Annotated in this window: 5 protein-coding genes; 2 read left to right on the top strand and 3 right to left on the bottom strand. The window is 65.0% G+C overall.

What is annotated here, in order from left to right; genetic code table 11:
* Positions 1-193 precede the first annotated feature (193 nt).
* The gene (locus AAFP05_RS04785) at positions 194-1,012 is read right to left on the bottom strand and encodes an HAD-IIA family hydrolase (protein ID WP_341728712.1); all 819 of its coding nucleotides are present in this window, start codon (positions 1,010-1,012) and stop codon (positions 194-196) included.
* Positions 1,013-1,126: 114 nt separating this feature from the next.
* On the bottom strand, positions 1,127-1,894 hold the full coding sequence (locus AAFP05_RS04780) for a hypothetical protein (RefSeq protein WP_341728711.1): 768 nt from the start codon (positions 1,892-1,894) through the stop codon (positions 1,127-1,129).
* Between the two features lie 99 nt (positions 1,895-1,993).
* Here AAFP05_RS04780 and AAFP05_RS04775 point away from each other — a divergent pair, with 99 nt between their 5' ends.
* Positions 1,994-3,031, top strand: a complete 1,038-nt coding sequence (locus AAFP05_RS04775; protein ID WP_341728710.1) for a DUF4192 domain-containing protein — start codon at positions 1,994-1,996, stop codon at positions 3,029-3,031.
* A gap of 1 nt (position 3,032) precedes the next feature.
* Here the strand turns inward: AAFP05_RS04775 and AAFP05_RS04770 are convergent, their stop codons facing one another.
* Positions 3,033-3,176, bottom strand: coding sequence for a hypothetical protein (locus AAFP05_RS04770; RefSeq protein WP_341728709.1), 144 nt, complete (start codon positions 3,174-3,176; stop codon positions 3,033-3,035).
* A 336-nt stretch (positions 3,177-3,512) separates the two neighbouring features.
* Between AAFP05_RS04770 and leuS the strand changes: the two genes are divergently transcribed.
* Entirely contained in the window at positions 3,513-6,005 is a 2,493-nt protein-coding gene (gene leuS / locus AAFP05_RS04765; protein WP_341728708.1) for a leucine--tRNA ligase, read from the top strand.
* Positions 6,006-6,118 lie beyond the last annotated feature (113 nt).

Below are 6,118 nucleotides of genomic sequence, written 5' to 3'. Positions count from 1 at the left end.
CTGGAGAACACGCTGGCCACCACGGTCTTGCAGGCCAGGGAAGCGCTGCGTTCGGCCGGCGCGCTCCTCGAGACGCCGGTCGACCTGGTTCGCGGCGGGCATGACGTCGTCTGGTGGCGCCGGACGCTGCCTCCACTGATGCCACTGCGCCGCGCCCCCGGGGAGTGAACAGGGGACGCGGTAGCTGCAACGGTCAGGAGATCAGTGGCAGAACTCCGCCGATGCCCTCGTGAATCGCAACCGGGCGGAACGGATAGGTGCTGACATCGTTGATTCCGGTCGAGCCGGTGAGCACGAGATGGGTTTGCAGCCCCGCCTCCAGGCCCGAGCGCATATCGGTGTCCATCCGGTCGCCGACGAAAGCGGTGGTCTCCGAATGGGCGCCGATACGGTTGAGCCCGGCCCGGATCATGATCGGGTTCGGCTTGCCCACGAAGTAGGGCCTGCGGTTGGTGGCCGTCGTGACGAGCGCGGCAACCGAGCCGGTCGCAGGAAGCGTGCCCTCGGGTGAAGGGCCCGAGACATCCGGATTGGTCGCGATGAACTTGGCGCCGCCCTCGATCAACCGGATGGCCTGGGTGATCGCCGAGAAGGAGTAGTTGCGAGTCTCGCCGAGCACGACGAACTCGGGGTTGCTGTCGGTCATGACGAAGCCCTGCTGATGCAAAGCGGTCGTCAGCCCGGCCTCACCGATCACGTATGCACTGCCACCCGGACTCTGGGATGCGAGGAAATCGGCGGTTGCTGCAGCGCTCGTCCAGATTCGGTCCTCGGGAATCTCGAGCCCCGAGGTCGCGAGCCGGGCCGACAGATCGCGGCGGGTGAAAATCGAGTTGTTCGTCAGTACCAGGTACGGCACCCCGCTCGATTCGAGGGCGTGAATGAATTCCTTCGCGCCGGGCAAGGCAACGCTCTCGTGAATCAGTACGCCGTCCATGTCGCACAGCCAGGCTTGTGGCCGGGCCAGCGCTGCCAGCTCCTCGGGACTGGTGACTCGGATCTCATACGTCATCTCGTCTTCCTTCCGTGCAGGGCAACCGCGCGGGCCGAACCGCTACCTCCAGTGTGGCGTACCGCGGTGACACGAGTACGGGCTATCGAATAACCCGCGCACTGAACGGCGGTGTCAGCCTTTGACGGCGAGCATTGTCAGGTTGTTTCCGGTCGTTTGGCTCAACACGATTTGACTGTCACCGCGGTCTTTGTCCACCTGGACGACACCGCTGATCGATTGGCCCGCCGACAGGGTGGCTTCCGATAGTCCATCGAGACCGGGTGCTGAAGACATCACCTGGATGTCACCGCTGGCCATGTCCATCACCAAGAATCGATACTTCAAAACGCCAGTGTCGACCTGAAGGGTGATATCAACCGAAAGAGTGCTGCCATCCCACCACGAATCGTTGATGGTGAACGTGCCTGCCAAGCCATTCGAACTGAATGGCGTCGAATTCGCGTACTCGCCGCTGGGAGGCATGCTCGGCATGGTGCGGGTGGCCGTGGGTGTCGCACTCGCTTCGGGGGATGCTTCGGGATTGGGCCGGATGGCCAGCCACCAGATCGCAACGAAGGCGATGACCGCGACGATTGCCAGTACCAGCGGAGCCAGTCGGTTGCGGCGCGGCGCGAATTGCTGGATCGAGATCGACGGCTGCTGTCGAGTGGTCTGTGCAGGCTGCTCATCGGCCGGGGAATAGCCGGGGGCCTGCCTGGGGGCAGTCGCCGGTTGCTGAGGCGACGTGGGCTGCCCACCGGGTTGATTCCATGAGCCGGATGTCTGCCCCCAGGCGGAGCCGCCTTGACCCCAGGGGGGAGTCTGTTGCCGCCATGCCGAACCGCCTTGTGAGGTGGCCTGCGGGTCTGACGGATCGGGTGGACGTGGTGGTGTGCTCATGATGACTACCAGGGTAGCCAGCAGGGTCAACGTCCCGAGTTATCCACAGGACCGGACTTCTTTGACCGATCCGGTGGGTCATTTGCCGATCCTTATGCCATGAAACCAACAGAATCCGATGCGTCCGCCGCACGAGCCTCTGGTTCGTGGGCTCCTCCTTCAGCGGCCGGCGACCTGGACGCCCCGCTGCGCCTCAAGAACGATGGCGACGTTGTTGCCGCCATTCCCTATCTACTGGGATTCCAACCTCGTGAATCGATCGTTGCGCTGGTCTTCGGGGACAAGGCCTTGATCACCACGGTCCGTTTCCCGATCGAGATCGCCGACGCACCTGCGGAACTGGCGCATCGGGTGGACACCATCGGCAGACAATTTCCCGGTTCCAGCTGGGTATTTGCCGGCTATTCGACCGATCGGAGGCGGGTCGAGAGGGCCATCAGCCAGATGACGACGATGATCGGTGCCGACAGGGTCCTCGAATCGGTCTATGCGCATGCAGGCCGCTATTGGTCGTTGTCATGCACGGTGCCGCAGTGCTGTCCGCCCGAAGGCCGCCCGATTGATGTCGAGGGCTCGCCGATCGCTGCCCGTGCGGTGCTGGCGGGCATGCAGGTCTTGGATTCGCGGTCTGACCTGGATGCATCGATCCGGCCGCCACGAGGTTGGCTCGGACGAGCAGCCCTCCGGCGGGTCGAGGACGCCCGGACGGTCGTGCGTGGATTGGAGTTGCACGAGATCGAGACATCGTTTGCGGAGCTGGTACGACACGGGCTGGAAGATCCGCGGCAGATCGTGCCGACCCAGGCAGCCATGCTGGCCGCGATGGCCTACTATCCTTCGGCCCGCGACCAGGCATTGAGGCTGCTCACCAGGCATGATGCTCAGCGTCATGTCGACTTTTGGCGGGCGGTGGCACAACTGACCCCGCGGGAATGTCAACCGCCGGTGCTCGGTCTGCTGGGGCTGGCCGCGTGGGTCAATGGCGAGGGCGCATTGCAGGTGGTCTGCATCGAGCGCGCCGAAAAGGTCGCTCCGCATCATCCGCTGATCTCATTGCTGGCCGAGATCAACGCCGCCGCCGCTCCGCCCGATCTGTGGGACGAGCTGCGGGCCGATCTCTTTGGGACGCAGGCATGAATTAGCCCGAGGCCTGAAGCCGGCGAATCGCGCGCCGTGGATCGGCGCCGCCCAGCTTGGCGCTGACATAGCCGGTGAGAAGCAGTGCCAACTCGACGCCGAGGATGGTTGCTCCGACACGCAGTGATGCGGGTGAACTGACCATCTGACCATCAAGGCCAACGGAATGATGGCACCCAGCGCGAAGGCGGTGAACGACGATGCGGCGGGCAGCGCCGGTGCCGAGATCGGGCGGCGATCGGCTAAGCTATCCGGGTGCATCGCAAGGAAATCCGAGCGAAGAGGAGCCTGCCTGTTCTTCCGAGGATGACGAAACGGATGAGCGATGCGAGGGGTCGCCAAAACCCGGCGCAGCTTCTTCTCATGCCGCAGCGCGACTGATGACAGTCGCGCTGCGGAGACCCCTGATGCCTTTGGGCTTCGGGGGTTTTTCATGTCGGGAGCTGTCAGGGCCAGACCAGCGAGCAAGGAGACGGGAACGGTGAGCCAGACCAGCGAGGCGTCCGAGCAAGTCGGCTACGACGCGCCTGCAGCGCAGGAGAAGTGGCAGCGATTCTGGGAATCAAACCAGACATTCGTCGCCCACGACGAGACTGACAAGCCGCGACGGTACGTGCTCGACATGTTCCCGTACCCATCCGGTGATCTGCACATGGGCCACGCGGAGGCTTACGCCATGGGCGATGTGCTCGCCCGGTTGTGGCGCATGCAGGGCTATGAGGTGTTGCATCCGATCGGCTGGGACTCCTTCGGGTTGCCCGCCGAGAACGCGGCGATCAAGAACAACACTCATCCGGCCGAGTGGACCTATAAGAACATTGAGACGCAGAAGACCTCGTTCAAGCGCTACGGGCTGAGCCTGGACTGGACGCGTGAGCTGCACACCAGCGACGCCGAGTACTACCACTGGACGCAGTGGATCTTCCTCAAGTTCTTCGAGCGGGGCCTGGCTTACCGCAAGGACTCCTACGTCAACTGGTGCCCGCACGACCAGACGGTGCTGGCCAACGAACAGGTCGTCAACGGGCTCTGTGAGCGCTGCCACACCCCGGTGACCAAGCGCAAACTCAACCAGTGGTACTTCAAGATCACCGACTACGCCGACCGGTTGCTCAATGACATGGACGAGTTGGCCGCCGGCTGGCCCGACCGGGTGCTGGCGATGCAGCGCAACTGGATCGGGCGTTCCGAAGGGGCGCTGGTCGACTTCGCGATCGAGGGCCGCGACGAACCGATCACCGTGTTCACCACGCGTCCGGATACCCTCTATGGGGCCACCTTCATGGTGGTCGCCCCGGACTCGGAGCTGGCCGCCGAACTGGTCTCCGACGAGCAGCGCCCCGCCTTCGAGGGGTACCTCGATCAGGTCAAGAAGTCGACCGAGATCGAGCGACAGTCGACCCAGCATGAGAAGACCGGAGTCTTTCTGGGCCACTATGCGATCAACCCCGTCAACGGCGAGCGCATCCCGATGTGGGCCGCCGACTACGTGCTGAGCGACTACGGCACCGGCGCGATCATGGCCGTCCCGGCCCACGATCAGCGTGACCTGGAGTTCGCGCTCAAGTTCGGTCTGCCGGTGCGAGTCGTCATCGACACCGGCGAAGCCGACCCTGCCGAGTCGGGCGTCGCGACCGCGGGCGATGGACGCTACGTGAACTCCGGACCGTTGAACGGGCTGGACGACAAGCACGCCGGTGTGGCCGCTGCGGTCGAGGCACTGCAGGGACGCGGCACCGGGAAGGCCACTGTCACCTTCCGGCTGCGCGACTGGCTGCTCAGCCGCCAGCGCTTCTGGGGCTGCCCGATCCCGATCATCCACTGCCCGCATTGCGGCGAGGTGCCGGTTCCCACCGACCAACTGCCGGTCGAGCTGCCGCACCTGACCGGAGCCGATCTGGCGCCGAAGGGGACCTCACCGCTGGCCGGCGAGGCCGCAGCGGCGTGGCGGAATGTGTCATGCCCGACGTGCGGGGCCGATGCCCAGCGCGATACCGACACCATGGACACGTTCGTCGACAGCTCCTGGTACTTCTACCGCTACTGCAGCCCGGGCTTCGCCGACGGACCTTTCCGTGCCGATGACGTGGCTCGCTGGATGCCGGTCGAGCAGTATGTGGGCGGTGTCGAACACGCCATCTTGCACCTGCTCTATATGCGGTTCTTCGCCAAGGTACTGAACGACCTGGGCATGATCGACTTCGACGAGCCCATGCAGCGCCTCCTCAATCAGGGCCAGGTCATCAACCAGGGCAAGGCGATGAGCAAGTCGCTCGGCAACGGCGTGGATCTCGGCGAGCAGATCGATCTGTTCGGCGTCGACGCCGTGCGTCTGACCGTGGTCTTCGCGGGGCCACCCGAGGACGATATCGACTGGGCCGATATGTCACCGGCCAGTTCGCTGCGTTTCCTGCAACGCGCCTACCGGCTCGCGACCGAGGTCGCCAGCACGAGGGGCATCGACTACTCGGCCGGCGACAAGGTGCTGCGTCAGGCCACGCATCGCACGATTCGCGACATCACCGAACTGATCGGTCTCGGCCGGTTCAACGTGGCGATTGCGCGTGTGATGGAGCTTGTGAACGCCACCCGCAAGACCATCGACACCGGCGCGGGCGCAGCCGACCCGGCTGTGCGTGAGGCCGTCGGATTCGTGGCCCAGGCTCTCAGCCTGTTCGCGCCGTACGTCGCGGAGGAGATCTGGGAGCTGCTCGGCGAGGAACCATCGATCGCCGGCTCGGTCTGGCCGAGCGCCGACCCGGACCTGCTGGTTGCAGAATCGGTGACCATGGTCGTTCAGGTGCAGGGCAAGGTGCGTGCCAAGCTCGACGTGAGTCCCGAGATCAGTGAGGAGCTGGCCACCGGGCTCGCTCTCGCCGACGTCAATGTGCAGCGGGCTCTTGCCGGACGCGAGGTTGCGAAGGTCATCACCAGGCTTCCGAAGATGGTGAGCATCGTTCCGGCCAAGGGCTGATGGATCCTTCGGGAGAGGTGGGCCGGGGGGGGGGGGGCGGCCCGGGCCCCCCCGGATTGGCGGCCACCCGGGGACCCCCCCCCGGGGCGCCGGCCCCCCCGCGCCCCCCGCGC

This window comes from Brooklawnia sp. (assembly GCF_032229645.1).
Lineage (GTDB): Bacteria > Actinomycetota > Actinomycetes > Propionibacteriales > Propionibacteriaceae > Brooklawnia.
The sequence above is the reverse complement of the archived record's forward strand: the minus strand, read 5'-3'. Positions and strand labels throughout refer to the sequence as shown.